Here is a 25,874-nt window from a genome sequence, read left to right on the forward strand (position 1 = left end):
AGTCAGATGATTAGTACTTAGTGCAGATGATTAGTAGTTAGTATAGAAGTGGTTAATTGATTTCGTTAGTCAGCAGTGCGGCTATCTGCGGCGGGATCTGCTGTGGTTGCAATATGCGCAAAAGCTTATGTCGACCGGTTGCACCTTTTAGCAGTAGTACCTGATTTTTAGCGACCCGGAACTGTTTTGCTAGAAACTTAATCAAGTGGCTATTGGCCTTACCATCTACAGGCGGGGCAGTAATAGCCAGTTTGATTTCATCGCCATGGATGCCTTGCCAGTTATCACGACTGGCCTTGGGCTGCACATAGAGTCGCAGCTCAAGGCTTTCTGTGGTGCGGGTGACAGCTTGCATCAGAACATGCTGCCGCCAAACAGTAATATCTTTAGAAACTGCAGGGCAATAATCAGTACCAACATCGACAGATCCAGTCCGCCCATGGGAGGAATAATTCGGCGGATCGGTGCCAACATTGGTTCGGTTAGCTGCGCCATCACCGCTTCGATGGGGTTATACCCTTGGCTTACCCAGCTCAGAATAGCGCGTAAAATCAGCACATAGAAGACGATGGAGAAGATCTCCTTGACCAAAGTGATGCCGCCCGCCATCAGAATAAATAAGGCATCAAACGGTACTTTGGCAATAAGAGCGAGCACCACAACTTTGACACAGGCGATGACCAGGGCAAATACTAAGCTGGCAGTATCTAATCGTCCTATGGCGGGGAGTACCCGGCGTAATGGTCCCACCACGGGGTGAGTGGCTTTCACTACAAACTGGCAGAATGGGTTGTAGAAATCAGCCCTGACCAGCTGTAACCATACCCGTAAAATCACTACCATCAGGTATAGATTGAACAGGATATCGATTAGAAATACAAAGGCGGATTGACTCGCCATAAAATGACTCTCCCAAATATGAAAATGCCTGCACTTGGCAACAGCCTAAACTACAAGCACCGATAACTTAAGTGATTCGATGACTAAAACTGTTTAGCCATCTGTTCTGCTCTGGCAACTGCCGCTCGCATCGCTTTAGCGACTAAGGTAGACAACTCGCCCTCTTCAAAAGTTCTCAGAGCTTCAGCAGTGGTGCCGCCTTTTGATGTTACCTGCGAGCGCAATGTGGATATGGGAAGATCGCTTTCTGTGACCATCTGCGCTGCACCTTGGGCGGTTTGTTGCACCAGTAAGCGTGCCGTCTCAGCATCAAAGCCCATATTTTCAGCTTCAGTTTGGATCGCTTCCATGAATAGGAAAAAATAGGCCGGAGCACTACCCGCCGCAGCGATAACATGATTGATACCGGCTTCTTCTTCCACCCAGACCACTTTACCGACGGCGGCCATTAACGATTGACTGAACAGTTTATCATCCTGCTTCGTGCCTGCAGGGGCGTACAACCCTGTCATGCCAAGCCCCAATAATGAGGGTGTATTAGGCATGGTGCGGACAATACGCGGAGCACCGCTAAGATAGGCTTGCAGGGTGTCAACAGTGACGCCGGCGGCAATAGACAGATAGAGTTTATCACCGTGGCCGCCCATATCGGCGACCAAGCGTTCGCAAACAATGTCTAATAGTTGTGGCTTAACTGCCAGCACCACCACATCAGCTTCTTTCGCACCTTTGGCATTATCTTCTGCGGTATTCACACCAAAATCATCGGCCATCCGTTGACGGGTTCTGTCCGTCGGGGCGGTGACCGTGATTAAATGGGCAGGGTAGCCGCGCTTGATCAGACCGCCAATAATACTGCGGGCCATGTTGCCGCCGCCAATGAAGGTGATTTTTTCCTGCTGGTCAAACATCTTTGGATCCTTATTTGATCGCTAATTCGATTGTGCGTGTTCATTATGAAACAGTGGCGGCTATTTTGGCGCGCGAGCCCCAAATATCGCCGTACCGATGCGAACCATGGTGGCACCTTCGGCAATGGCAGCCTCCAGATCGCCACTCATCCCCATGGATAGCGTGTCTAATTCTGGGTGGTGTTGCTGCAAATTGATAAAAGCAGTATTTAGCCGCTTGAACTGTGCGCGCTGAGCCTGATAGTCATCAACATCAGCGGGGATCGCCATCAGCCCGCGAAGCTGTAAGTTAGGTAATTCTGTGACCTGTTGAGCCAAGTCTGGTAAGGCCTCAAGCGAGATCCCGGCCTTTTGAGGTTCGTCACTTATATTGACTTGAATACAAATTTTTAACGGCGTAAGGTGGCTCGGACGTTGTTCGCTAAGGCGTTTGGCTATCTTAATACGGTCTACACTTTGCACCCAGTCAAAGTGCTCTGCTAATAAGCGGGTTTTGTTTGACTGGATCGGACCGATGAAATGCCATTCAAGCTGCGGGTTGGCGATGGCGACTATTTTGTCGACCGCCTCCTGTACGTAGTTTTCACCAAAACAGCGCTGTCCGGCAGCGACTGCTTCGAGGATTGCTGCGGCAGGCTTGGTTTTACTGACGGCTAATAGCGTAACGCTATCTGCCTCTCGACCAGCCTCTGTACAGGCTGCATTGATGCGCTGTTGCGAACTCTGCAGGCGAACTGTTAAGTCACTCATAAGAATTTAATTACCGATACCTTCTGGAGCTAGGCTATGGATGTTACCGAATTACTGGCGTTTACTGTTAAGCATAATGCATCAGATTTACATCTGTCCGCCGGTGTTTCCCCGATGATCCGTGTTGATGGTGAAGTACGTCGAGTCAATGTGCCGGCATTAGAACATAAAGAAGTTCATTCACTTATCTACGATATCATGAATGATAAGCAGCGCCGTGAATTTGAAGAACATCTCGAAGTGGATTTCTCATTTGAGGTGCCTAATCTGGCTCGCTTCCGTGTTAACGCATTTAATCAGGGGCGTGGCGCTGGTGCTGTATTCCGTACCATTCCGACGGAAGTTTTGACTCTGGAGACCTTAGGTGCACCAGAGATTTTTAAGAAGATTTCTGATCTGCCTCGTGGCCTTGTGTTAGTGACCGGGCCGACCGGCTCTGGTAAGTCGACGACGCTGGCGGCGATGATCGATTACGTCAATGACAACAAACATCACCATATTCTCACCATCGAAGATCCTATCGAATTTGTTCACGACAACAAAAAGTGTTTGGTCAACCAGCGTGAAGTCCATCGCGATACCCACAGCTTTAATGCCGCACTGCGCTCTGCGTTGCGTGAAGATCCGGATGTTATTCTGGTGGGTGAATTACGTGACCTTGAAACCATCCGTTTGGCATTGACCGCTGCAGAAACCGGCCACTTGGTATTCGGTACATTGCACACCACCTCTGCCGCAAAAACTATTGACCGTATTGTTGACGTATTCCCTGGGGAAGAGAAAGCGATGGTACGTTCAATGCTGTCTGAATCATTGCGTGCGGTTATCTCCCAGACACTATTGAAAAAACTGGGTGGTGGTCGAGTCGCCGCCCACGAAATCATGATCGGTACCCCAGCGATCCGTAACCTGATCCGTGAAGATAAAGTGGCGCAGATGTACTCGGCGATCCAGACGGGTATGGCCCATGGCATGCAAACATTGGATCAGTGTCTGCAGGGCTTGGTTAGTCGCGGTATTGTTACTGCGGATGATGCGCGTCTGAAAGCTCATGACAAGAACGCTATCTAAGGGAGTGTAGGTGATGCTGCTGAATCAACTGCTGACGAGAATGAGTAATGAAAAGGCGTCGGATCTTTTCATTACCGTTGGCTTTCCACCCAGTGCCAAGATTGATGGCGAAATGACGCCGTTGGCGGAAACACCGCTGAGTAAAGAGCGCGCGCTTGAGATCGTTGAAAGCGCGATGACCGAGAAGCAGAAACAGCAATTTCACGACGAGCGCGAGTGTAATTTCGCCATTCCGCTAGCGGGGGTTGGTCGTTTTCGTATCAGTGCCTTCTGGCAACGAGATAGCGCGGGTATGGTTTGTCGTAAGATTGAAACTCAGATCCCCGACCCTGACTCGTTGGGGTTGCCGCCGACTCTGAAAGAGACGGTGATGGCGAAGCGAGGCTTATTGTTGTTCGTGGGTGCCACCGGTACTGGTAAGTCAACCTCGTTGGCGGCACTACTAGGGCATCGAAATCGCAACTCCCGCGGTCATATTTTGACCATTGAAGATCCTATCGAATTTGTTCATCAGCATGAAAAGAGCTTGGTGACGCAAAGGGAAGTGGGACTGGATACGGAATCGTTTGATGCGGCCCTTAAAAGTGCCTTACGTCAGGCGCCGGATGTGATCCTGATTGGTGAGATCCGCTCCATGGAAACCATGGAATTCGCCCTGAGTTTCGCCGAAACCGGTCACTTGTGCCTTGCTACTTTGCACGCTAACAACGCGAACCAAGCGTTGGATCGTATTATGCATTTGGCACCAACCGAGAAACACAACCAGTTGCTGTTTGATCTGTCGTTTAACCTGCGGGGCATCGTGGCGCAGCAGTTAGTGCCTCGTCGTGATGGCAACGGCCGTAGAGCGGCGATCGAGATCTTGCTGAATACGCCGATGATTGGTGAGCATATTCGTCGGAACGAGATGCATCTGATTAAAGAGACGATCACCAAGTCCCGAGAACAGGGGATGCAGACCTTTGACCAGGCACTGTTTGACCTCTATCAGGCAGGTGAAATCAGTTACGCTGATGCGCTACATTATGCTGATTCGCCTAATGATCTACGTCTAATGATCAAACTGCAGGGCGATGAACCCGGTGGCGGCTCCGGCTTCCTCGATGGTGTGACGCTCGACAACGATGATGACGATTTTTAGTCCACATCAATTTAGTAGAACTATTAACAAGCCCTGAGATTAATCTCGGGGCTTTTTTTATGGTTAATGCAAGGTTGGTTAATTGACGATGCTATTGTCATAAGCTATTGATATAAATAACTTATAAATTCTACTCTTTTGTCCACCGCTGCGGGCAGGAAAGGGAAGGGGATAGCAAGATGGATAGAGATTGTTTAAGCCGTGTTGTAAGCACTTGGATTTGGTTTGCCTCCGTACTTATAGGCTGTGCTGTTTGGGTGCCATCGGCTGCTGCGGAAGTGAGTGCTGATGCGGTAACCGCGCAACATAAAACCTTGGTGATAGCGACACGTGACGCCCCGCCTTTCGCTATTAAAACCGAAGATGGTTGGCATGGCATTACGATCGAACTGGTTCGTCATATTGCTGATCAATCTGGTATTCAACTTGAGTTTAGAGAGATGGAGATCGATGAGATGCTGTTGGCGGCCTCGCGTAGCGAGATCTCTGCTGCTGCCGCTGCTCTAACCATCACCGCAGAGCGGGAACAATCTGTTGACTTTACCCACCCCTTTCTTACTTCTGGATTAGGTATCGCTGTGGCGAAAAGCCAGTCGGTTAGTTGGATAAGTGCGGTCAAAGCTCTCTTCTCCGGCCCATTTATTAAAGCGGCAGGTGCTTTGCTAGCTGTACTTACCATTGTCGGAGTGGTTGTTTGGTTGGCAGAGCGTAAACACAATGAGCAGTTTTCTGTTGCGCCAATCAAAGGGGTTGGAGCGGGTGTTTGGTGGTCAGCAGTAACGATGACTACCGTAGGGTATGGAGATAAAGCGCCAAAAACCCTGCTGGGACGGATTGTCGGTTTAATCTGGATGTTTGCCAGTATCATTATTATTTCCGGGTTTACTGCGGCCATCGCCACCTCTTTAACGGTGGAACAATTGGAACAGTCTATTACTGGTATTGATGACCTGTATGGTGAACCGGTGGTCTCTGTTAAAGGCAGCACCAGTTCTATCTATCTGCATGAACAGTTTGTTCGTCATGAAGAAGTGGCATCCGTTGAAGAGGGCTTAAAGCTACTTGCAGATGGCAAGGTGATTGCCATGGTGTATGACTTACCGATTCTACGGTATGAAATTAATGCGAGTTTTGCCCATCAATTGAGGGTGTTGCCGCAAACGTTCCTGCGTCAGGATTATGGTATTGCGTTACCGCCAAATGATCCCACCAGAGAACTGTTAAACCAACAAATATTGAACTTGATAGATACGGATGAGTGGCAGCAGATCAAAGACAGGTATTTGGGTGTGACAAAATAGGTTAACGGCAGAACCCGGTTAGTTGATAGCCTGCGGTGGTCCAGCGCCGTTGCTTAATAGTTAGCGATTCGAAACAGAGTTCCTGTTCGTCTAATGCGCTATCCAGCCCGACCTCTGCTTGCTCTTCCATTTCAGGATCTGTGATACCGGTTAAAGCTGCGTTTACGGGGGATTGTGGTTCGCGCAGGCTGCGGTATTGCCCCCCTTGAGGTTGCTGACGTTTCTTCTTGGTATTCAGGGTGGGAGTGGTAAAGGGTAGCGTGTAAACAAACTTAATTGAGCCGTCATCTAAGGCTTCGTAATTAAGTGTCGCTTGGGGAAGTTCCGCCTTGGGTTTACCTGAGCACGCCGACAACAGGCTTATCAAAATCAGTGCGGAACAAATATTTTGGCTTGCCATTCAACTGCTGTCCAAATCCGTTGTGCTACGATACTGCTTGCTACCAAGAATGTCAGTTTATGCTAACGGATATCGGCATCAGACAATATTAAGAAACGTGAAGTTGTGAAGTTGATTAGGCTCGTGGCTTCTCTTTAGCTACTGATAGGCTCGTTGCATGTAGCTTTCGATGATGAGTACTGCCGATACACTATCAATTTTGTCTTTTTGGAGTGCTTGATAGCCACCCAGCTCAAACAATCTTTCTTTTGCATCTGCCGTCGTCAGGCGTTCATCCTGCATCTCAAACGGTGTGCCAAAGCGGCCATGTAATCGTCCGGCGAATTTTTTGGCTCTGGCGGTTATCCACTGCTCTGTGCCATCCATGTTGAGTGGTAGGCCAATCACTAATAGATCGGGTTGCCACTCCTCGATTAGACGTTTGAGCTGATCCCAGTCTGGTATACCATCTTTGGCTTTCAGCGCGGGCAGCGGTGATGCGGTACCTGTCAGCTCTTGGCCGATGGCCACACCGATGCTACCCGTGCCAAAATCGAAGCCCAGCAGGGTTCTTTGTGCCGCTTGTGAACCCATTAAGCATGACCTATTTCTGGGCTGATATTCCAGATGTCGACACCCAACCGTTTGGCTGCGGCTTCCCATAATTGATCCGCTGGGGTACTAAAAATCAGTTCATCATCGGCGGGGATCGTGAGCCAACTGTTGCGAACCAACTCTTCTTCGAGCTGCCCTTCAGACCAGCCAGAGTAGCCAAGAGTGATGATATATTGCTCCGGTGCTTTGTCTGTGCCCAGGGCGGTTAAAATATCTTTCGAGGTGGTCACCATTATTTGGTCACTGACCTTCAGACTACTGGTCCAGCCGTGCTGGGCGGAGTGCAGGACGAAACCACGCTCAGGGCTGACTGGTCCACCGGAAAAGACTTTGCGTTGGCGGGTGGTTTCAGGCAGGTCATCCAAGTCAAGGTGTTCAACCTGCTTGAGTAGCTCGCTAACGGTGATGGGCGCGGGTTGGTTAATGATGAGACCCATCGCCCCTTTGTCATCATGCTCACAGATATAGGTGACGCTGCGTGAAAAAAACGGATCTTTCAGCGACGGCATGGCAATAAGCAGGTGATCGCGCAGACTTTCCATACATTTCACTCGGTTACTACAGACACTATTATTATGGCAGTTGCTGGCGTAAAACTCAGCTAAGGCGGCCATAATTCCTTAGCCGCCATACTGAAAAAGGATTAGTTGGCTAATCGTTGCGCAATAGCGTCCATTAACTGACCAGCAATATCGATATCGAATGCCGCTTCTATTTCACGAATACAGGTTGGGCTGGTGACGTTGATCTCAGTCAGCCCTTCACCAATGATATCCAGGCCAACAAAGATCAGCCCTTTGGCTTTTAACGTCGGCCCAACGGCGCGGGCAATACGCAAATCACTTTCACTCAGAGGCCGTGCTTCACCTCTGCCGCCAGCGGCGAGGTTGCCACGGGTTTCTCCTTTGGCGGGGATACGCGCCAAGCAGTAGGGGACCGGTTCACCATCGATCATCAGGATCCGTTTGTCGCCATCTTTAATGTCTGGAATAAACGCTTGCGCCATACAGTAGCGTTGACCATGTTCCGTCAGGGTTTCGATGATCACCCCTAGATTTGGATCATTGGGTTTGATCCGGAAAATCGAAGCGCCGCCCATGCCGTCCAGCGGCTTTAGAATAATGTCGTCATGTTTGGCATAGAAACGACGAATATTATCAGCTCGACGGGTGACTAGCGTAGGGGGTGTTAACTCGGGAAACCAAGCTGTAAACAGCTTTTCGTTGGCATCGCGCAGGCTTTGGGGCTTATTGACGATCAGCACGCCTTCATCTTCGGCCCGCTCTAGCATGTAGGTGGCGTAGATATACTCGGTATCAAAGGGGGGGTCTTTGCGCATCAATACCACATCAAGTTCCGTCAACGGTAACTCTTCGGCCGCGCCTAAAGCGAACCAGTTTTCTGCGTCTTGTTGCACTTGCAGTGGTGCCATACGGCCATAGGCTTTGCCTTGGTCGAGATAGAGATCCGCCATCTCCATATAGCGCAATTGCCAGCCACGGGCCTGTGCCGCCATTAGCATGGCAAAGCTGCTGTCTTTCTTGATATTTATCTCTGTGATGGGGTCCATCACGATACCGACGGTAATAGTCATTCTGTTATCCCAAGTCACCAAATCTGAGTTGCAAAGCGCTGATTGCAACCAACGCCGCGGTTTCTGTTCGTAATATGCGAGGACCGAGTTTGACGGTAAAAAATTGCGCTTGCTCAGCGACGGTAATCTCCTGCTCGGAGAGTCCGCCCTCGGGGCCGATAAGTATCTCTACCTGATCCCCAGGCGCCGCCATGTTGCTAAAGCTGGTATCGGTATGAGGATGCAAAGTGAGACGAGTGGCGTCAGTTGTTCTGGCCAACCATTCCGATAGCGGCTGGGGCGAATTGATACGCGGCACTCTGTTGCGGCCACACTGTTCGCAGGCACTGATAGCTACTTTCTGCCAATGTGCGACTTTTTTCTCCCAGCGTTCATTGTTGAGCTTGACGCCGCATCGTTCAGTAATCAGTGGTGTGATCTCTCGTACGCCTAACTCGACTGACTTCTGAATTGTGATATCCATCTTTTCACCACGGCTTATTCCTTGGCCTAAATGGATCGCAAGTGGGCTTTCCCGATCTGCGGGTTGGGCTTGCTGTATCTGCACAGACACATTGCGTTTGCCGACGTCGGAAAGCGTTCCTTGGTATTCATGACCGTCGCCATTAAATAGCGTCACCGGATCGCCGAGGCGCATTCGGAGTACGCGCGCCACGTGACCCGCGGCATCACTACTTAGCTCGACCGTTGACGGAGATGTCAGCGGTTCTGGGTGAAATAGTCGAATGTTGCGCATGATGTAACTCTTATCCTGACCAAACGATATTGAAAAGCAGTGCGAAGAAAGCGAAGCCTGTTTTCGTGATCAATCAACGCAGTATAAACAAAAAAGGCAAGCTTTCGCTTACCTTTATGTTCAGGATGAACGGTACACCCAAAACACTACGCGGGGTGAGCCTTGCCGCAAGTGCATGGCACCCACAGCACTTTGTGGGGTGTGCTAATGCACGGGGAGCGGCAAATTTAGTCAGTCAACTATAAGCCTGCAGAGGCGCGCAGAGCGTCAATTTTATCAACCTGCTCCCAAGGGAACTGCTCACGGCCAAAGTGACCATAAGCGGCGGTTTCTTTATAGATAGGCTGCACTAAATCCAGCATTTCAGTGAGACCATATGGACGCAGGTCAAAGTGCTCTCTAACTAGTTTAACTAACAGCTCGTCAGCCACTTTACCTGTACCAAAGGTTTCGACGCTGATAGAGGTCGGTTCGGCTACGCCAATGGCATAACTTACCTGGATCTCACAGCGTTCAGCCAACCCAGCAGCAACAATGTTTTTTGCCACGTAACGGCCAGCGTAAGCGGCGCTACGGTCAACTTTTGATGGATCTTTACCGGAGAACGCCCCACCACCGTGGCGAGCCATACCACCGTAGGTATCAACGATGATCTTCCGGCCAGTTAAGCCGCAGTCACCCATCGGGCCACCGATAACAAAGCGGCCGGTGGGGTTGATGAAGTACTTGGTCTTGTCGTTTAGCCATTCGCGGGGTAATACCGGATCGATAATGACTTCGCGAACCGCTTCTACCAGGTCACTTTGGCTGACGCTGTCACAGTGCTGTGTCGATAACACCACAGCATCAATGCCAACAGGCTTGCCGTTTTCATAAACAAAACTTACCTGGCTTTTAGCGTCTGGGCGTAACCAAGGAAGTGTGCCGTTCTTACGTACTTCAGCCTGACGCTTCACGAGGCGGTGGGCATAAGTAATTGGCGCAGGCATCAAGACATCAGTCTCGTTGCTGGCGTAACCGAACATCAAGCCCTGGTCACCAGCCCCCTGCTCGCGAGGATCACCGCGGTCAACACCTTGAGCGATATCAGGCGATTGTTTACCGATAGCGTTAACGACAGCACAGGAGTCAGCGTCAAAGCCCATATCCGAGTGCACATAGCCAATATCTCGAACGGTATCACGTACCAGTTGTTCGATATCTACCCATGCTTCAGTAGTGACTTCGCCTGCCACTAGCACCATGCCGGTTTTAACCAGGGTCTCACAGGCTACGCGTGCCATAGAGTCCTGTTCGAGAATTGCATCGAGAACAGCATCAGAGATCTGATCTGCGATTTTGTCGGGGTGCCCCTCAGAAACGGATTCGGAGGTAAATAAATGTTGTGCCATGGGTGTCATCCAGATAGATAGACTTATATATGTATGAACGTCTAGACGTCTATTCTAACCAAGAGAGCTGCAAATGTGCTAGCCCCGATCGTAAAAAAAGCGCATAACCGCTTTGTTGTACGTGTAAACGTAAATAATAGATTACATATATAGAGGCGTAGAATTTCGTTGCTAATGTACACAGAAACATTGACAATATGCGTCCATTTTTTCAGACACTTCAAATTATAGAGCTGGGAGTATTCGATGCCTTCTCGTCGTGATCTTGCCAACGCAATCCGTGCACTGAGCATGGATGGTGTACAAAAAGCTAAGTCGGGTCACCCCGGCGCACCTATGGGTATGGCTGATATCGCGGAGGTTCTCTGGCGCGATTATATGAAGCACAACCCAACTAATCCTGAATGGGTTGACCGCGATCGTTTCGTATTATCCAACGGCCACGGTTCTATGTTGTTGTATTCCCTGTTGCATCTTACAGGCTACGATCTCTCCATTGATGACTTGAAAAATTTCCGCCAGCTGCATTCTAAAACCCCGGGTCACCCTGAATATGGTTATGCGCCGGGTGTAGAAACTACCACCGGTCCACTGGGTCAGGGCATTACCAATGCGGTTGGTTTTGCGATCGCAGAAAAATCATTGGCCGCGCAGTTTAACCGTGGTGTTCATAATGTGGTTGACCATTACACCTATTGTTTCCTCGGTGACGGTTGCTTGATGGAAGGTATCTCCCATGAAGCCTGTTCATTGGCTGGCACCTTGGGTCTAGGTAAGTTGATTGCATTTTGGGATGACAACGGCATCTCAATTGACGGTGAAGTTGAAGGCTGGTTTACCGATGACACGGCCAAGCGTTTCGAATCATACGGCTGGCACGTTATTCCAGCGGTTGATGGCCATGATGCAGCAGCGATTGCAGCAGCAGTCGATGCGGCGCGTGCAGAAACTGGCAAGCCAACCCTTATCTGTTGTAAGACCGTGATTGGTTACGGCTCGCCGAATAAAGCTGGTAGCCACGACTGTCACGGTGCGCCATTAGGCGATGAAGAGATCGCTGCATCACGTGAATTCCTTGGTTGGAAGCATGGTGCATTTGAGATCCCTGCTGATCACTACGAGCAGTGGAGTGCGAAAGATGCGGGTCAGGCCGAAGAAGCCGCTTGGCATGACAAATTTGCTGCTTATCGTGGCGAACACCCTGAGTTAGCTGCTGAGTATGAGCGCCGCATGAAGGGTGACCTGCCTGCTGAGTTCTCAGCGCAAGCAGATCAGTACATTGCTGACCTGCAAGCCAAAGGCGAAGTCATTGCGACCCGTAAAGCAAGTCAGAACTGCCTGAATGCTTATGGCCCATTGTTACCTGAATTCATGGGCGGCTCAGCCGATCTCGCGGGTTCTAACCTGACATTGTGGAGTGGGGCGAAAGGCCTCACTGCTGATGATGCTGACGGCAACTATATCTTTTACGGTGTGCGTGAATTTGGCATGTCAGCCATCATGAATGGTCTTGCTCTGCACAAAGGTTTCGTACCTTACGGTGCCACTTTCTTAATGTTCGTTGAATACGCTCGTAATGCGGTACGTATGGCCGCGTTGATGAAGCAGCGTAGCATCTTTGTTTATACCCACGATTCTATCGGTTTGGGTGAAGATGGTCCGACGCACCAGCCAGTAGAGCAGATCTCCAGCTTGCGTATGACACCTAATCTGGAAAACTGGCGTCCATGTGACACGGTTGAATCAGCTGTGTCTTGGAAAGCGGCGATTGAACGTAAAGAGGGGCCTACTAGCCTTATCTTTACTCGCCAGAACTTGGCTCATCAGGACCGTACCCCACAGCAGGTTGCTGATATCGCCCGCGGTGGTTATGTGTTGAAGGATTGTGAAGGTCAGCCTGAGCTTATCCTGATTGCTACCGGATCTGAGGTTCAACTCGCAGTTGAAGCCTATGCCACGTTGACTGCGGAAGGCCGCAAGGTGCGTGTCGTTTCAATGCCATCAACGGACGTGTTTGACGCCCAGGACGCAGCGTATAAAGAAGCTGTATTGCCTGCTGCGGTAAGTAACCGCGTCGCCGTTGAAGCCGGAATAGTCGACTACTGGTACAAGTATGTTGGCCTGAATGGTCGGGTGATTGGTATGACAACGTTCGGTGAGTCCGCTCCTGCGGATCAGTTGTTCGAGATGTTTGGTATCACCACCAAAAATGTTTTGGAAAATTGCCGCGAGTTATTGGGCTAATTCCACTCGATATTAAAGGCGGGCCTTAGGCTCGTCTTTTTATATCTCTTCTTAAATTGCACCTATCAGACTGTGGTATGACGATAAGAGTTGCGATAAATGGCTATGGCCGTATTGGGCGCAGTGTACTGCGTGCACTTTATGAGCGTGGCGAACAAGATATTAAGGTGGTAGCGATTAATGAGTTGGCTGATGTTGACGCCATTGCTCACTTAACTCGCTATGACACTACCCATGGTCGTTTTAACTGTTCAGTAGAATTGGAACAGACGACTTTGCGGGTGGGTGATGATGATATTCAACTCTTACAGCAGGCCGATATCTCTCAGCTACCTTGGGATGAGTTGGCTATTGATGTGGTGTTTGAATGTACCGGTAGTTTTAATCGCCGTGAACACGCAGAGCAACATCTTGCTGCTGGCGCGAAAAAGGTCTTGTTTTCGCAACCTGCCCGTACCGAAGCAGACGTTGATGCCACCGTTATTTGGGGCGTTAATGAAGCTGTATTGAAGGCCGAAGATCGGATCGTATCTAACGGTTCTTGTACCACCAACTGCATCGTGCCTGTGATCAAGCTATTGGATGATGAGTTTGGCATCGAATCTGGCGCGATCACGACCATCCATTCGGCGATGAATGATCAACCCGTCATTGATGCCTATCATCCGGATTTACGTCGAACTCGCGCCGCTGGCCACTCCATTATTCCTGTTGATACCAAGTTGTCTGTGGGAGTGGAGCGGATCTTGCCGAAGTTCGCGGGTCGATTTGAGGCAATTGCCGTGCGAGTGCCGACGATTAACGTGACTGCGATGGACTTGTCGGTTACAGTTCACAAGAAAGTATCGATCCGTGATGTAAATCAATTACTACAAAGCGCAGCTAAGGGAGAATTCTCCCAAATCCTGTCTTATACTGACGAACCTTTGGTTTCTGCTGACTTTAATCATGATCCACACTCATCGATTGTGGATGGAACGCAAACACGAGTCAGCCACCATCATTTGATCAAATTACTAGTTTGGTGTGACAACGAATGGGGATTCGCAAACCGGATGATTGATACATGTCGGTCTATAATGAATGCGGTCTCCCAAACTCAACCCAATTCGCTTAACTTCAGTCGAACATAGAGGAATCACCATGTCTGTTATTAAAATGACTGATCTGGATCTGGCCGGTAAACGCGTCCTGATCCGTGCAGATCTCAACGTACCTGTGAAAGATGGCAAAGTGACTTCGGATGCGCGCATCCTAGCATCACTGCCTACCATCGAAATTGCCCTGAAAGCCGGTGCAAAAGTGATGGTGACTTCTCACCTAGGTCGCCCAACTGAAGGCGAATACGCTGAAGAGTTTTCACTGCAGCCTGTAGTTAACTACCTTGCGGACGCTGTTAAAGCACCTGTACGTTTGGCAAAAGACTATTTGGCAGGCGTTGACGTTGCAGCTGGCGAGTTGGTTGTTCTGGAAAATGTTCGCTTTAACAAAGGCGAAAAGAAGAACGAAGAAGGTCTGGCAAAGCAGTACGCTGCACTGTGTGACGTATTCGTGATGGATGCCTTTGGTACGGCTCACCGTGCACAGGGTTCAACCCATGGTGTTGCTCAGTATGCGCCTGTTGCTTGTGCTGGCCCTTTGTTGGCGGGTGAGTTGGATGCATTAGGCAAAGCAATGGCTGAGCCTGCGCGCCCAATGGTGGCTATCGTTGGTGGTTCTAAAGTATCTACCAAGCTGACAGTACTTGAGTCACTGTCTAAAATTGCTGACCAACTGGTTGTTGGCGGTGGTATTGCTAACACTTTCATCGCGGCTTCTGGCCACAATGTAGGTAAGTCACTTTATGAAGCTGACTTGATCCCTACAGCGCAAAAGCTGATGAAAGAGTGCTCTATCCCAGTTGCTACTGATGTTGCTTGTGCCAAAGCATTCGACGAAAATGCTGAAGCAGAAATTAAAGACGTGAGTGAAGTGACTGACGACGACATGATTTTCGATCTTGGTCCTAACAGCTCTGCTGAACTGGCTGAGATCCTGAAGAATGCCAAGACTATTTTGTGGAATGGTCCAGTCGGCGTTTTTGAGTTCAAGAACTTCGAAGCAGGTACACTGTCTATCTCTAAAGCAATTGCAGAGAGCGAAGGCTTCTCTGTTGCTGGTGGTGGTGACACATTGGCTGCTATCGACAAGTTCGGTATTAAAGCAGATGTTTCTTACATCTCTACTGGCGGCGGCGCTTTCCTTGAGTTTGTTGAAGGGAAAACTTTGCCAGCAGTAGCAATGCTGGAAGAACGCGCGAAAGGTTAATTCAAGCTGGCGGGTGTTGTTTACCCGCCTTTTGCTGTGTTCCTGCTACATTTGTTAGCAAACCATAAGTGATGGAACTGAGTCACAATTTGGAACACTAAGAAAACGTATCTCAATTAGGAAATTTGTTATGTCTAAGATCTTTGACGTTGTAAAGCCTGGTGTTGTTACCGGTGATGATGTTCAGAAAGTATTCGCCATCGCTAAAGAAAACAACTTTGCTCTGCCTGCTGTTAACTGTGTAGGCACAGACTCTGTAAACGGTGTTTTGGAAGCGGCAGCAAAGGTGAAAGCACCTGTTGTTGTTCAGTTCTCTAACGGCGGTGCTGCATTCTTCGCTGGTAAAGGTCTGAAAGCCGAAGGTCAAACAGCGCAAATCTTGGGTGCTATTGCTGGTGCTAAGCACGTTCACCAGATGGCTGAAGCTTACGGTGTTCCAGTTATCCTGCATACTGACCACGCTGCTAAGAAATTGCTGCCTTGGATCGACGGCCTGTTAGATGCTGGCGAGAAGTTCTTCGCAGAAACTGGTAAGCCTCTGTTCAGCTCGCACATGATCGACTTGTCAGAAGAGAGCCTGGAAGAAAACATCGAAACTTGTGCCAAGTACCTTGAGCGCATGAGCAAAATCGGCATGACCCTGGAAATCGAATTGGGTTGTACTGGTGGTGAAGAAGATGGCGTTGATAACTCAGACATGGATACTTCTTTGCTGTATACCCAGCCTTCAGAAGTAGACTATGCCTACGAGAAACTGAACGCAGTTAGCCCACGTTTCACTATCGCAGCGTCTTTCGGTAACGTACACGGTGTATATAAGCCTGGTAACGTTGTTCTGACTCCAACCATCCTGCGTGATTCTCAGGCCTATGTTTCAGAGAAGCATGGTTTGCCTGCTAACTCTTTGAACTTCGTATTCCACGGCGGTTCTGGTTCTACTCAAGAAGAGATCCAAGAGTCTATCGGTTACGGCGTAATCAAGATGAACATCGACACTGACACCCAGTGGGCTACTTGGGAAGGTGTGATGGATTACTACAAAGAGAAAGAAGCTTACTTGCAGGGTCAGATCGGTAACCCTGATGGTGACGATTCACCTAACAAGAAGCATTACGATCCTCGCGTATGGCTGCGTGCTGGTCAGGCTGGCATGGTTACTCGCCTGGAAAAAGCATTTGCTGACTTGAATGCGATTGACGTTCTGTAATTGAACTGTTTTTAGCATTTTTAAAAACCCGCCGTTAGGCGGGTTTTTTTATGGTCGATTCTAGCTCACACTATGGGACGGATCGCCTGGGAAGAGTTGTACAGGGGTCTCATATTCAGAGAGACGTATAAGAATCAAAAGTAAGGAATGACTCCCATGGAACAAATTGAAGTCTTGATCACTGACAGCCAGCCAATGTTGCAAGCATTGATCACCAATGTGGTGCTGGCCTTAGTCATCTTTTTCGTTGGACGCCTGATCTCCCGCTCTGTGCGTAATATTGTCGAAAAAATGATGAACGCTAAATCTGTAGAAGCGACGTTAGTCGGTTTTATTGGCAATCTGGTTTACTACGCGGCGATGACGTTAACCGTGATCGTCACCTTGTCTCAGTTGGGTATTGAAACAACCTCTTTTGCGGCAGTTATTGCTGCGGCCGGTTTGGCTATCGGCTTGGCGCTGCAAGGGTCGTTATCTAATTTTGCCGCCGGTGTGCTGATTGTTATTTTCCGCCCGTTTAATAAGGGCGATTACGTGGAAGCGGGCGGCAAGTCGGGCAGCGTAGAATCTATTCAGATATTTTCGACGGTACTGAAAACGCCAGACAACAAAGTGATTGTGGTACCCAATGCACAGGTCACCGGTGGTGCGATTACTAACTTTAGTCGTGAATCTAAGCGCCGGGTCGATTTAGTGATCGGCGTTTCTTATGACAGCGATCTAGCTAAGGCAAAGAGTGTTGCGGAGCAAGTGATGAAGCAACACGCCCTCGTGCTAGATGATGATTTCACTATTGGCGTCGCTGCACTGGCGGATTCATCGGTGAATCTTGCTGTACGTTGCTGGGTGAATACCCCTGACTACTGGACGGTCTTCTTTGATCTTAATGAGCAGATTAAGCAGGCGTATGACGAAGCAGGTGTCACTATCCCATTCCCGCAGATGGATGTGCATCTCAGCAAGCCGTAATGTTGCGCTGAATTAGTAAAGCACTTGTTGCAGAGGCGCCTAGCACTGCAACAGTGCTAGAGCTTTTGCTTGAATACAGGCATAATCCCCGTCGAATTATTAACCTAGTTTTCACGTCACATATAAGTAACACACCCATTACCATAACAAAGTGTTGCCCCAGAAAAAGTTAGAGGAATTTTATGAAAGGTTTTGTATTGCCTGTGCTGGCGGTTGCATCCTTGTTATCAGCACCTGTTTTTGCTGAAACAGATTTAACTGAAGAAGAATTAAAGAAACGGGGTTTTGCTGGCGGTATTGAGTTTGGCTTCAATATGACGACGGGTAACACTGAGACCACCGCTTATCGCACCCGTATCGATGTGGACCATTTCCTGATTGGTTGGCGCAACAACTACGTTATCGAAACAGACTACAAAGAAGATGATGAAGAGACCAAAGAAGAGCGTTACTTTGGTTCTGCTCAGGGCAACCGCGAGTGGGAGTTCGCCCCAAACAGCTATACCTTCTTCCGTTACAGCTATGAGAACGACCGCTTTAACGGTATGGAAGATGCCAACACTATCTCTGTCGGCTATGGTCAACGGGTTCTAGAAACAGAAACTCTGTTTTTAGACTTAGAAGGTGGTCCTGGTTATCGTACTAATGATGCCAATGAGCAAGATGATGAATGGATTGCGCGTCTTGCCGGTAACTTAGCTTGGGATATCAGTGATACAGCCAAGTTCACTCAACGCCTAAGTTCTGAAATTGGTCAAAACAATACGATTAGTCGTTCTGAAAGTGCGCTGACAGCCAACGTGATTGGCTCATTGGCTTTGAAAGTCTCTTTCACTGTTACTCACCAGACCGATCCTGCGGAAGAGGATGATGGCGAAGAGCTGGATAGTACTGATACTCGAACGGCTGTGACTTTGCTTTATAAGTTCTGATCTTGTTAAAAGGAGCGGATCTATGTTCGCTCCACTCTGTGCTCTCAAGGATTGCCATTCAGTCAGCCTTGAGTAACATAGGCGCATATTGTTGTTTTTTGTAATCTAGATGGAGGGGAGAGTGCGCTTAGTCATCATCCCTTTTATCTTGTCTCTTTTCTCTCTCTTTAGTTGTTCCGCTTTCGCTGATCTTTGGTCGCCACTAGATGATGAAGTCAGTGATGAAGATTTGGCTCGTCGAGGTTTCGCTGGCTTTGTCGAAGCAGGCTTCAATAACTCTACTGGTAATACAGAAACCACCAGCTATCGTAGCCGTATTGAGGTTGATCACTTCCTAATTGGTTGGCGTAATCGCTATGCATTCGAATCAGATTTTAAAAAAGATGACGAATCTACCTCGCAGGAGCGTTACAAGGTAACGCTGAAAGCAGAGAAAGAGTGGAACGAAACCAGTAGTTATACCTTTGCACTTGGGGATTACGAAAATGATCGCTTTAACGGTATGCGCAATCTGATCACTATTTCAGCAGGGTATGGCTGGCGCGCATGGCAGGCCGATATTGCCTATCTGGATTTGGAACTGGGGCCGGGTTTTCGGAGCAATGAGGCGGGTGATAAGGACAAGGAGGCGATCGCCCGGGGTGCGGCTAGATTTGAGTGGCAGGTCAGTGATACTGCTACTCTCACCGAAGTGTTCTCTACAGAGATTGGTCAAGAGAACCGTATTACCCGTTCAGAAACCGCTCTTTCGGCGGAGTTAATTGGTCAACTTTCTCTTCGATTAAGTTTCTTTATGGTTTATCAAAGTAAGCCCGTGGATGATGATGGCTTTGAAGATGAAACCTTAGAGGAAGTTGACACCCGTACTAGCTTAACCCTGCTCTATAGTTTCTGAGGCGGTCTTGCTCGCAATTAGCGAGGGTAAGCTTTCAATTGTATACTTCTATTTGCGATCGATATTTCTAAATTTCATATTGAAATATCGCAATAATTTCAAAAGCTTGTCTACTCTAAAAGAGTGCTTTCTTAAAGGTTATTGCGGTATACGCAGGATGCTTAGAAACAATAGCTGTGTGTGAATAAGCTTAGCCATTTCTAGCTTGGTTTGGAATTTAAACGGCGCCTAACTATTTAGTTAGACGCCGTATTTTTTGCTTGTCAGGTCTGTAAACCCCGACGGAGTAACTTAGTGCAAGATACGGCAGCGCATAGTGCCGTCAATCGCACGCAGTTCGGCTAACGCTATATCTGCCTGCTCTGTATCTATATCAATAACGACGTAACCTATATCCGCGCTGGTTTGCAGATACTGGGCAGCGATGTTGATCTCTTTCGCGGCAAACGCTTGGTTGATCTGATTCATCACGCCCGGACGGTTATGGTGAATATGTAATAGTCGGCTACAACCGGCATGTTCAGGCAGTGATACCTCAGGGAAGTTAACCGCAGACAGCGTTGAACCATTATCACTGTATTTGGCTAGTTTACCCGCCACTTCAATACCAATATTTTCCTGTGCTTCTTGCGTACTGCCGCCAACATGTGGGGTCAGGATCACGTTGTCGAACTCGCGTAGCGGACTCTCAAACTCTTCGCCGTTAGCTTTAGGCTCTACTGGGAATACGTCGATAGCAGCGCCTGATACCTGCTTACTCCGCAACGCGTCGCATAGTTCGTCAATGACAACGACAGTGCCACGTGCAGCATTGATGAAAATAGAACCTTGCTTCATCTGGGCAAATTGAGTGGCGCCAAACATATCTTTGGTTTGTGCGGTTTCAGGTACGTGCAGTGATACCACATCAGACTGTGCTAATAGCTGCTCCATACTGGCTACTTGACTGGCATTACCCAAAGGAAGCTTAGTTTCGATATCGTAGAACGAAACTTTCATGCCCATGGTTTCAGCCAAAATACCCAGCTGGGTGCCGATGTGGCCATAGCCGATGATGCCGAGGTTTTTGCCGCGGGCTTCGAAGCTACCGACAGCGCTTTTATCCCACTCACCACGGTGTGCTTTAGCATTGCGCTCAGGCACGCCACGTAACAATAACAGGATCTCACCTAACACCAGCTCAGCAACCGAGCGCGTGTTTGAAAACGGCGCGTTAAATACCGGGATGCCACGCTTTTCTGCGGCCGCTAAATCTACCTGATTGGTGCCGATGCAGAAACAGCCGATGGCCACCAGTTTTTCTGCGCAATCGAGCACTTCTTCGGTTAATTGGCTGCGGCTACGAATACCTACGAAATGAACGTCTTTGATCGCTTCTTTGAGGTCTGCATCGGACAACGAGCTTTTGTGGTAAACGATGTTCTCGTAGCCCGCGGCCTTGAGTACTTCCACTGAACTGTTGTGCAGTCCTTCCAAAAGCAGGATTTTGATTTTGTGTTTATCTAGCGAAATTTTGCGCATTCTGAAACCTAATTCCAAACGGATAAATCGGAGCTTCGCCCGCGCCGAGCGGGCTGGCTGTTAGTCTAGGGTAACCTTAGCGATACCCTGCTCACTGCCGATTAGTGCGATGTCTGCACTGCGGCGAGCAAAAATGCCATTGGTCACAACCCCGGTCAGTTGATTGATCTGTGTTTCCAGTGTTGGTGGATCCATGATCTTTAGGTTGTGAACATCAAGAATATAGTTTCCGTTGTCGGTGATAACGCCTTCGCGCCATACCGGATCGCCACCGAGCTTGACCAGCTCACGGGCAACATAGCTACGCGCCATCGGGATAACTTCTACGGGTAAGGGGAAGTTCCCCAAAATCGGTACCAGCTTGCTTTGATCCGCAATGCAGACAAACTGCTTTGCCACCGCGGCAACGATTTTTTCCCGAGTGAGTGCGGCACCGCCACCTTTAATCATGTGCAGATGTTCAGTGATCTCATCAGCGCCATCTACATACACACCTAGTTCGCCGACACTGTTGAGGTCAAACACAGGAATACCGAGAGCTTTGAGTTTCTCAGTTGAGGCTTCCGAACTGGATACTGCGCCTTCTATATCATGCTTGCGCGTGGCAAGGGCATCGATGAAATGGTTCACGGTCGAACCGGTACCGACACCCACAATGGTGCCTTCTTCAACATATTCAAGTGCGGCCCAACCGACCGCCTTTTTCAATTCATCTTGTGTCATGCCTGCCCCTATCTCGGAGTACTGACTGAAGGAGGCGGAATTATAGCCGAGAATCTTGCGCAGTAGAAGTCTAGACGTCTAAATAGATTTGATTGTCCATTGCCATTGTTTACTCGGGGTAATGATTGTCGGCAATGGCACATCCCAATGCTGATGCGGCAGGCTGTCGACATGTTGGCAGTCGTGGGCCAGCCCCACAGGCAAGGGCTTGTTATTGGCATTGGTTTGCCATCGACTGAGGGTGCGATCATAGAAGCCACCGCCCATACCAAGACGGTTGCCGTTGGCATCAAAGGCCACCAAAGGGCAGAGGATAATATCCAGCTCGTTCAAGGGGGATATCTGCGTCACGTCAAGGCTAGGTTCCGGAATACCAAAACGGTTTCGTATCAGCAGGGTATCGTGTTGATACTGGAGAAACAGTAGGTGGCCTTTACAAAAAGGGTGCAGCAGTGGCAGATACACTTGCCGTTGCTGCTGCCATAGCCATTGGATAATCGGATCGGGGTCGATTTCGCCATCATTGGCGAGATAAATACCCACCCGTTGGGCATCAACAAATGGTTGAAACGACTGTAATTGGCTAAGCAGGCTTTCAGCGGCAAGGCGCTGCTCGCTATCTGAAAGCTGTTGACGTCGCAGGCGGATCTGCTGACGTATTTGTTGACGGCTGCTATTCAATGATAATCGCTGTCTAAAGTAAGGTGTTTCCCAGTGTGCCGCTGCGAGTGTCAGCCCTTGAACCCTCCGGTTCAAGGCGGGAATCCTGCTCTGCCGTAGGCGTCTCAGTCGAGCTGAGCATGCACAATAGCAGTGACGAGAAAACCCTTTAAATGTGGATATCGGCTCAGGGACGTAACCCGCTGGCAAACACACCAGGAAAGCTAAAAGGTAAGCTTCGCTTGTGCCGCCATTGTCTGTGGCAGATGGGGCTGAAGTCAACCCTATACAGATGACGGAGATAGATTTTTCATCTAACTCATTGACTGCCGTTGGTCTGGCATCGGGTCAATGCTAGGATATCCAATGAATTTATTACGCAAATGGTTGGGCGATGAGCGCGAACTCAATTTACGATTTTGAAGATTTCAGCGAACTGTTAACTCGGTTTCAAATGTTGGCTTCTGCTGCTGAAGTTCATGGTGTTATCTCCGGACTGGTTTGTGGTGGAACGCCGCTGGATGGGCGTAGTTGGCGCGCGCCGTTGGCCGATGCGATAAATGAAGGCTATGGCTTGCCATCAGATCTGGAAGAAGCGTGTGGCCGTGTTTATCAACAGGTGTGTCAGGTGTTGATCGACGACACCATGGCGTTTGCGCCACTGTTACCAGACGATGAAACCGAACTGCTGTCGCGGGTGGATGCGATGGCAGATTGGGTTGATGGCTTTCTTGCGGGTTTTGCTTTGGCTTGTGGCTCGCTGGAAGAGGCGTCTGATGAGTTAAAGGAAGTGCTTAGTGACCTTTCCGAATTGACCCGGGTATCACTGGGTGATGAAGGGGAGGATACGGAAGAGGTGGAATCGGCTTTCGTTGAAGTGGTTGAGTACCTTCGCGTGTCCGCGATGTACTGCTTTAATGAATTTGGTGATCGCAAGGGGCTCGCAGAGCCGAAGCCGAGATTGCATTAATTCCCGATTTTGTTGCAGCCTGTTTCATTGAAGCCGGTTTCGTTGAAGAGAGTAACGTAGTGAGCGCATCCCTAAAAATTTCGACAGCAGAGTATGTTCAGCGCCGGCAGCGTGTTTTAGAACAGATGGCGGAAAACAGCGTGGCTGTATTTTCTGCAGCCAGTGAGTTGACCCGCAGTCGTGACACCGAATTTCCCTTTCGTCAGGACAGTGATTTTTACTACCTGAGTGGCTTTAATGAGCCTGATGCTGTGTTGCTTTTACTTAAAGGGGAGTCGCAGCAAACCCAATTGTTATGCCGTGGTAAAAACAAGCTGGCAGAGGTATGGCAAGGGCGTCGCTTAGGCCCTGAACAGGCCAAAGAAGTGTTAGCCATCGATCAAACCTTCGACATCGAAGAGCAAAGTGAACGCCTGCGTGAAGCGTTAAACGGTAAGTCGCGCGTATATATGATCCAAGGGGTTTACCCGGAATTCGATCAACGCCTGTTTGATATCTTCACTCTGCTACGTAGCGGCCCGAAAAAAGGCTGGAAAGCGCCGACAGAAATTTTTGACGCGCGGACTCTGCTGCATGAGATGCGTTTGATCAAATCGGACGCTGAAATCGCTCTGATGCGTGAAGCGGCTGCTATCTCTTGTGATGCTCATCACCGCGCCATGGCGTTTGCCAATGCTGACGCTACGGAGTATCAACTCGAAGCTGAGATCCATCACGAATTTGCCATGCGTGGCGCTCGTTCACCTGCTTACGGCACCATTGTCGGTGGCGGTGACAATGCCTGCATTTTGCATTACACCGAAAATAGCGACGGTTTGAACCGTGGTGATTTAGTACTGATTGATGCTGGCTGTGAACTGCAGATGTATGCTGCTGACATTACTCGTACCTTCCCTGTCAGTGGTCAATTCAGTGAGCCACAGAAAATCTTGTATCAGCTGGTGCTGGATGCGCAGTTAGCCGCCATCGCCATGGTTAAACCGGGTAACACTTTAAAGCAGGTTGGCGACACCGCGATCCGGGTGCTAACCCAAGGGCTGCTTAAGCTAGGTATTCTCAACGGAGAGCTGGACACGCTAATCAAAGAGAAAGCATTTAGCCCCTATTACATGCATGGTATCGGCCACTGGCTTGGCTTGGATGTGCATGACGTGGGTGAGTATAAGCTCGATGATGTTGAGCGGCCTTTTGCGCCAGGCATGGTGTTGACCATTGAACCGGGCTTATATATCGACGCCGACGCTGATGTCGACGCGCAGTGGCGCAGTACCGGGATCCGTATCGAAGACAATCTGCTGGTGACTGCCGAAGGGCATGAAGTGCTGACCGCTGCCGCGATCAAGGAGATCAGCGATATCGAATCCTTGATGGCCGCCGCTAACGCCCTTGCTTAAGGATATCGGCATATGTCAGCGCAAACGACACAGGTAGATATAGTTATTGTTGGCGCCGGCATGGTGGGGGCAACCCTTGCTTGGGGCCTGCTGCAAGCGGTACCTGAGTTGACTATTGCGTTGGTTGACGGCTCCGCGCTAAAAAGCAGCGCACAGAATAGTGATAACCATCCCTCTTTTGATCATCGTGCGTTGGCGTTGTCAGCTAATACCGTGGGTCAACTGCAGCGGTGGGGGCTGTGGTCGGGGCTGGGCGATAAAGCCGCGCCTATCACCGATATCCAGGTGTCGGATCGCGGCCATTTTGGTGCTGCTAACCTCCATGCGGAAAAACTCGGCGCCCGTTGTTTTGGCCAAGTATTAGAAGTACAGCCATTTGGCGAGAGCATAACGGCGAAGCTGAGCTCTCATCCGCAGGTGCAGTGGTTTGCCCCTGACACTGTGGTTGCAGTGGCGCCTGCGGTGGAACTCACCCAGTTAACTTTAGCCAGTGGCCACCGACTTAACTGTCAACTCTTGGTGGTGGCTGATGGCGGGAAGTCGACAACCCGTGACAAGTTAGGGATCACCGCCAGTTTTTACCCTTATGAGCAAACTGCGGTGATTGCTAATTTGATGTGTGAGCAGCCTCATAATGGCTGGGCATTTGAGCGCTTTACCAGTCAAGGGCCTCTGGCTCTGCTACCGATGAGCGGTGGCCGTACTTCGTTAGTGTGGTGCTTATCAGCAGAGCGCGCTGCCGAAGTACAGCAATTGAGTGATACACAATTTATCGCTGAGTTGCAGCAAGTGGCTGGTTATCGTTTAGGTCGAATTAACAAGGTTGGCCAACGGGACAGTTACCCGTTGCAGCTGATGCGTACGGATCATATTGTGCGTCATCGCAGCGTGGTGCTGGGCAATGCTGCCCATGCGCTGCATCCTATTGCCGGGCAAGGGTTTAACCTGGGCATGCGAGATGTTCAATGTCTGGTTGAGTTGATTAGGCAAGCCAAAACGGTGAACAGTGATATTGGCAGCTACGAGCTGTTACGGCAGTATCGCGATCAGCGGGAGCCGGATATCCAGCAGGTGGTTCAGTTTACCGATGGTCTTTGTCGGTTGTTTTCCAATCGCTCTCGCGTCTTGGCACTATCCAGAAGTAGCGGGTTGGCCGCATTACAGTTTATTACGCCATTACAGAAACCAGTGGCAGAGCTGGGTATGGGGTTAGTCGCCCGCTCGTTCTTGTCTGGCCACTCGCCGACGTGATCACGATTTTAA

The 25,874-nt window shown here is 49.5% G+C and carries 26 protein-coding genes and 1 other RNA gene; 13 read left to right on the forward strand and 14 right to left on the reverse strand.

Features of this window, described 5'->3' with window-relative positions; translation table 11 throughout:
* Window positions 1-52 precede the first annotated feature (52 nt).
* The 4 genes from yggU to DU002_RS14395 form a co-directional block, all read right to left on the reverse strand.
* The gene (yggU, locus tag DU002_RS14380; protein ID WP_114339097.1) at window positions 53-355 is read right to left on the reverse strand and encodes a DUF167 family protein YggU; all 303 of its coding nucleotides are present in this window, start codon (window positions 353-355) and stop codon (window positions 53-55) included.
* Entirely contained in the window at window positions 355-900 is a 546-nt protein-coding gene (locus DU002_RS14385) for a YggT family protein (protein WP_114339098.1), read from the reverse strand. The genes yggU and DU002_RS14385 overlap by 1 nt, the downstream gene beginning before the upstream one ends.
* Before the next feature lie 83 nt (window positions 901-983).
* A complete protein-coding gene (proC, locus tag DU002_RS14390; RefSeq protein WP_114339099.1) occupies window positions 984-1,811 on the reverse strand; it encodes a pyrroline-5-carboxylate reductase in 828 nt (275 codons plus the stop codon).
* 60 nt (window positions 1,812-1,871) lie between these two features.
* Window positions 1,872-2,561, reverse strand: a complete 690-nt coding sequence (locus DU002_RS14395) for a YggS family pyridoxal phosphate-dependent enzyme (protein WP_114339100.1) — start codon at window positions 2,559-2,561, stop codon at window positions 1,872-1,874.
* A 36-nt stretch (window positions 2,562-2,597) separates the two neighbouring features.
* Between DU002_RS14395 and DU002_RS14400 the strand changes: the two genes are divergently transcribed.
* From DU002_RS14400 to DU002_RS14410, 3 genes are all read left to right on the forward strand, one after another.
* On the forward strand, window positions 2,598-3,632 hold the full coding sequence (locus tag DU002_RS14400) for a type IV pilus twitching motility protein PilT (RefSeq protein WP_114339101.1): 1,035 nt from the start codon (window positions 2,598-2,600) through the stop codon (window positions 3,630-3,632).
* A 13-nt stretch (window positions 3,633-3,645) separates the two neighbouring features.
* Entirely contained in the window at window positions 3,646-4,773 is a 1,128-nt protein-coding gene (locus DU002_RS14405; RefSeq protein WP_114339102.1) for a PilT/PilU family type 4a pilus ATPase, read from the forward strand.
* Between the two features lie 179 nt (window positions 4,774-4,952).
* Entirely contained in the window at window positions 4,953-6,074 is a 1,122-nt protein-coding gene (locus DU002_RS14410; RefSeq protein ID WP_114339103.1) for a transporter substrate-binding domain-containing protein, read from the forward strand.
* Window position 6,075: 1 nt separating this feature from the next.
* Here DU002_RS14410 and DU002_RS14415 read toward each other — a convergent pair whose 3' ends face one another.
* From DU002_RS14415 to metK, 6 genes are all read right to left on the reverse strand, one after another.
* Entirely contained in the window at window positions 6,076-6,474 is a 399-nt protein-coding gene (locus DU002_RS14415; RefSeq protein ID WP_114339104.1) for a hypothetical protein, read from the reverse strand.
* Between the two features lie 138 nt (window positions 6,475-6,612).
* Entirely contained in the window at window positions 6,613-7,047 is a 435-nt protein-coding gene (gene ruvX / locus DU002_RS14420; protein WP_114339105.1) for a Holliday junction resolvase RuvX, read from the reverse strand.
* The gene (locus DU002_RS14425) at window positions 7,047-7,610 is read right to left on the reverse strand and encodes a YqgE/AlgH family protein (RefSeq protein WP_114339219.1); all 564 of its coding nucleotides are present in this window, start codon (window positions 7,608-7,610) and stop codon (window positions 7,047-7,049) included. The genes ruvX and DU002_RS14425 overlap by 1 nt, the downstream gene beginning before the upstream one ends.
* Before the next feature lie 101 nt (window positions 7,611-7,711).
* The gene (gene gshB / locus DU002_RS14430; RefSeq protein WP_114339106.1) at window positions 7,712-8,662 is read right to left on the reverse strand and encodes a glutathione synthase; all 951 of its coding nucleotides are present in this window, start codon (window positions 8,660-8,662) and stop codon (window positions 7,712-7,714) included.
* 4 nt (window positions 8,663-8,666) lie between these two features.
* Window positions 8,667-9,398, reverse strand: coding sequence for a 16S rRNA (uracil(1498)-N(3))-methyltransferase (rsmE, locus tag DU002_RS14435; protein WP_114339107.1), 732 nt, complete (start codon window positions 9,396-9,398; stop codon window positions 8,667-8,669).
* A gap of 239 nt (window positions 9,399-9,637) precedes the next feature.
* Window positions 9,638-10,789 carry a methionine adenosyltransferase gene (gene metK, locus DU002_RS14440; RefSeq protein WP_114339108.1) on the reverse strand — a complete coding sequence of 384 codons (1,152 nt, stop codon included), beginning with the start codon at window positions 10,787-10,789 and terminating at the stop codon, window positions 9,638-9,640.
* Between the two features lie 246 nt (window positions 10,790-11,035).
* Between metK and tkt the strand changes: the two genes are divergently transcribed.
* The 7 genes from tkt to DU002_RS14475 all read left to right on the forward strand — a co-directional run bounded on the left by tkt (window position 11,036) and on the right by DU002_RS14475 (window position 19,343).
* On the forward strand, window positions 11,036-13,033 hold the full coding sequence (gene tkt / locus DU002_RS14445; protein WP_114339109.1) for a transketolase: 1,998 nt from the start codon (window positions 11,036-11,038) through the stop codon (window positions 13,031-13,033).
* A gap of 77 nt (window positions 13,034-13,110) precedes the next feature.
* Entirely contained in the window at window positions 13,111-14,166 is a 1,056-nt protein-coding gene (epd, locus tag DU002_RS14450; RefSeq protein WP_114339110.1) for an erythrose-4-phosphate dehydrogenase, read from the forward strand.
* A gap of 10 nt (window positions 14,167-14,176) precedes the next feature.
* Window positions 14,177-15,340 carry a phosphoglycerate kinase gene (locus DU002_RS14455; RefSeq protein WP_114339111.1) on the forward strand — a complete coding sequence of 388 codons (1,164 nt, stop codon included), beginning with the start codon at window positions 14,177-14,179 and terminating at the stop codon, window positions 15,338-15,340.
* Window positions 15,341-15,470: 130 nt separating this feature from the next.
* Window positions 15,471-16,547, forward strand: coding sequence for a class II fructose-bisphosphate aldolase (gene fbaA / locus DU002_RS14460; protein ID WP_114339112.1), 1,077 nt, complete (start codon window positions 15,471-15,473; stop codon window positions 16,545-16,547).
* Between the two features lie 156 nt (window positions 16,548-16,703).
* Entirely contained in the window at window positions 16,704-17,516 is an 813-nt protein-coding gene (locus tag DU002_RS14465; RefSeq protein WP_114339113.1) for a mechanosensitive ion channel family protein, read from the forward strand.
* Between the two features lie 182 nt (window positions 17,517-17,698).
* Window positions 17,699-18,448 (forward strand): DUF481 domain-containing protein, encoded by a 750-nt coding sequence (locus tag DU002_RS14470; protein ID WP_114339114.1) that lies wholly within the window; start codon window positions 17,699-17,701, stop codon window positions 18,446-18,448.
* Between the two features lie 121 nt (window positions 18,449-18,569).
* Window positions 18,570-19,343 (forward strand): DUF481 domain-containing protein, encoded by a 774-nt coding sequence (locus DU002_RS14475; protein WP_158538068.1) that lies wholly within the window; start codon window positions 18,570-18,572, stop codon window positions 19,341-19,343.
* A gap of 291 nt (window positions 19,344-19,634) precedes the next feature.
* On the opposite strand, the gene serA is transcribed toward DU002_RS14475, so the two are convergent.
* From serA to ssrS, 4 genes are all read right to left on the reverse strand, one after another.
* Entirely contained in the window at window positions 19,635-20,864 is a 1,230-nt protein-coding gene (gene serA / locus DU002_RS14480) for a phosphoglycerate dehydrogenase (RefSeq protein WP_114339116.1), read from the reverse strand.
* Window positions 20,865-20,924: 60 nt separating this feature from the next.
* Window positions 20,925-21,587 carry a ribose-5-phosphate isomerase RpiA gene (gene rpiA / locus DU002_RS14485; protein ID WP_114339117.1) on the reverse strand — a complete coding sequence of 221 codons (663 nt, stop codon included), beginning with the start codon at window positions 21,585-21,587 and terminating at the stop codon, window positions 20,925-20,927.
* 78 nt (window positions 21,588-21,665) lie between these two features.
* Window positions 21,666-22,268: a 5-formyltetrahydrofolate cyclo-ligase gene (locus DU002_RS14490; RefSeq protein ID WP_114339118.1), complete on the reverse strand. Its 603-nt coding sequence runs from the start codon at window positions 22,266-22,268 to the stop codon at window positions 21,666-21,668.
* 23 nt (window positions 22,269-22,291) lie between these two features.
* Window positions 22,292-22,472: non-coding RNA, 6S RNA (gene ssrS / locus DU002_RS14495), on the reverse strand.
* 169 nt (window positions 22,473-22,641) lie between these two features.
* On the opposite strand from ssrS, the gene DU002_RS14500 reads away from it, so the two are divergent.
* Genes DU002_RS14500 through ubiH form a run of 3 tightly spaced genes read left to right on the forward strand, consistent with a single transcriptional unit; the run spans window position 22,642 to window position 25,862 of the window.
* Window positions 22,642-23,217, forward strand: a complete 576-nt coding sequence (locus DU002_RS14500) for a UPF0149 family protein (protein WP_114339119.1) — start codon at window positions 22,642-22,644, stop codon at window positions 23,215-23,217.
* Window positions 23,218-23,276: 59 nt separating this feature from the next.
* The gene (gene pepP / locus DU002_RS14505) at window positions 23,277-24,611 is read left to right on the forward strand and encodes a Xaa-Pro aminopeptidase (RefSeq protein WP_267897008.1); all 1,335 of its coding nucleotides are present in this window, start codon (window positions 23,277-23,279) and stop codon (window positions 24,609-24,611) included.
* Between the two features lie 12 nt (window positions 24,612-24,623).
* The gene (gene ubiH / locus DU002_RS14510; protein ID WP_114339120.1) at window positions 24,624-25,862 is read left to right on the forward strand and encodes a 2-octaprenyl-6-methoxyphenyl hydroxylase; all 1,239 of its coding nucleotides are present in this window, start codon (window positions 24,624-24,626) and stop codon (window positions 25,860-25,862) included.
* Window positions 25,863-25,874: the final 12 nt, after the last annotated feature.

The organism is Corallincola holothuriorum (assembly GCF_003336225.1).
In the GTDB taxonomy this organism is placed as follows: Bacteria; Pseudomonadota; Gammaproteobacteria; order Enterobacterales; family Neiellaceae; genus Corallincola; species Corallincola holothuriorum.

Coding starts and splice junctions, on each gene's coding strand:
- DU002_RS14455 (WP_114339111.1), top strand. CDS start 14,177: ATGTCTGTTATTAAAATGACTGATCTGGATCTGGCCGGTAAACGCGTC.
- epd (WP_114339110.1), top strand. CDS start 13,111: ATGACGATAAGAGTTGCGATAAATGGCTATGGCCGTATTGGGCGCAGT.
- rpiA (WP_114339117.1), bottom strand. CDS start 21,587: ATGACACAAGATGAATTGAAAAAGGCGGTCGGTTGGGCCGCACTTGAA.
- DU002_RS14405 (WP_114339102.1), top strand. CDS start 3,646: ATGCTGCTGAATCAACTGCTGACGAGAATGAGTAATGAAAAGGCGTCG.
- ruvX (WP_114339105.1), bottom strand. CDS start 7,047: ATGGGTTCACAAGCGGCACAAAGAACCCTGCTGGGCTTCGATTTTGGC.
- DU002_RS14395 (WP_114339100.1), bottom strand. CDS start 2,561: ATGAGTGACTTAACAGTTCGCCTGCAGAGTTCGCAACAGCGCATCAAT.
- DU002_RS14470 (WP_114339114.1), top strand. CDS start 17,699: ATGAAAGGTTTTGTATTGCCTGTGCTGGCGGTTGCATCCTTGTTATCA.
- DU002_RS14410 (WP_114339103.1), top strand. CDS start 4,953: ATGGATAGAGATTGTTTAAGCCGTGTTGTAAGCACTTGGATTTGGTTT.
- DU002_RS14465 (WP_114339113.1), top strand. CDS start 16,704: ATGGAACAAATTGAAGTCTTGATCACTGACAGCCAGCCAATGTTGCAA.
- tkt (WP_114339109.1), top strand. CDS start 11,036: ATGCCTTCTCGTCGTGATCTTGCCAACGCAATCCGTGCACTGAGCATG.
- DU002_RS14500 (WP_114339119.1), top strand. CDS start 22,642: ATGAGCGCGAACTCAATTTACGATTTTGAAGATTTCAGCGAACTGTTA.
- rsmE (WP_114339107.1), bottom strand. CDS start 9,398: ATGCGCAACATTCGACTATTTCACCCAGAACCGCTGACATCTCCGTCA.
- serA (WP_114339116.1), bottom strand. CDS start 20,864: ATGCGCAAAATTTCGCTAGATAAACACAAAATCAAAATCCTGCTTTTG.
- metK (WP_114339108.1), bottom strand. CDS start 10,789: ATGGCACAACATTTATTTACCTCCGAATCCGTTTCTGAGGGGCACCCC.
- proC (WP_114339099.1), bottom strand. CDS start 1,811: ATGTTTGACCAGCAGGAAAAAATCACCTTCATTGGCGGCGGCAACATG.
- gshB (WP_114339106.1), bottom strand. CDS start 8,662: ATGACTATTACCGTCGGTATCGTGATGGACCCCATCACAGAGATAAAT.
- fbaA (WP_114339112.1), top strand. CDS start 15,471: ATGTCTAAGATCTTTGACGTTGTAAAGCCTGGTGTTGTTACCGGTGAT.
- DU002_RS14400 (WP_114339101.1), top strand. CDS start 2,598: ATGGATGTTACCGAATTACTGGCGTTTACTGTTAAGCATAATGCATCA.
- DU002_RS14385 (WP_114339098.1), bottom strand. CDS start 900: ATGGCGAGTCAATCCGCCTTTGTATTTCTAATCGATATCCTGTTCAAT.
- ubiH (WP_114339120.1), top strand. CDS start 24,624: ATGTCAGCGCAAACGACACAGGTAGATATAGTTATTGTTGGCGCCGGC.
- DU002_RS14425 (WP_114339219.1), bottom strand. CDS start 7,610: ATGGAAAGTCTGCGCGATCACCTGCTTATTGCCATGCCGTCGCTGAAA.
- DU002_RS14415 (WP_114339104.1), bottom strand. CDS start 6,474: ATGGCAAGCCAAAATATTTGTTCCGCACTGATTTTGATAAGCCTGTTG.
- yggU (WP_114339097.1), bottom strand. CDS start 355: ATGCAAGCTGTCACCCGCACCACAGAAAGCCTTGAGCTGCGACTCTAT.